Genomic DNA, 583 nt, shown 5'->3' on the forward strand with positions numbered 1-583 from the left:
GCCAATAATGCGCCATGCCAGCAACTCATCCATTGCAGCATTAGGAAGAAAACGGTAGTAAACCGGCAGTAATCCCCAAATAACGAAGGATAACGCAGCCATAAAATTGCCGTAGTGACGATGATTCATAGGCTATTGCTCATTGAGATGAAGAAAAAGTGACGCGATTTTATAGCGCAAAAGGCGTTTGTAAAGTGATTATCATCGCGCCTAATTGTTACAGGTTCAGCCCTTGTACGACTGCCGTAAAGCCACTAACAAAACACAGCAGTAACGCACCAAAACGAATCTTTTCTTTCGGCAGCGATTGCGTCGTTTTCATCGCCAGCCAATACCCTAGCCCGGCAGCTGGTAACAACGGAATCGTAATCACAAGATGATGCAACGTAAAGAAGCCCGCGGGGTTTTGAACCACCAAAGAGATGATAGAACTGAATACGAAAAATGCCGACAAGTTACCGCGTAACTGGTTCGCTTCTTGATGCTGCAATAGCAATGCCATCGGAGGGCCACCGATTGCCGAGCTGGTACCAAACAAACCGGAGAAAAATCCAGCTAACGTCATACGTTGGGGTGTTGGTTC

General features: G+C 46.7%; 1 protein-coding gene and 1 pseudogene. Both read right to left on the minus strand.

Annotated features, from left to right (window positions below):
* Positions 1-129: pseudogene (locus R7O13_RS29070) on the minus strand (EamA family transporter RarD); the annotation flags it as partial.
* A gap of 88 nt (positions 130-217) precedes the next feature.
* A partial coding sequence (locus R7O13_RS29075) for a sulfite exporter TauE/SafE family protein (protein ID WP_318305484.1) occupies positions 218-583 on the minus strand: 366 nt, incomplete at its 5' end.

This window comes from Vibrio sp. Y176 (assembly GCF_033438945.1).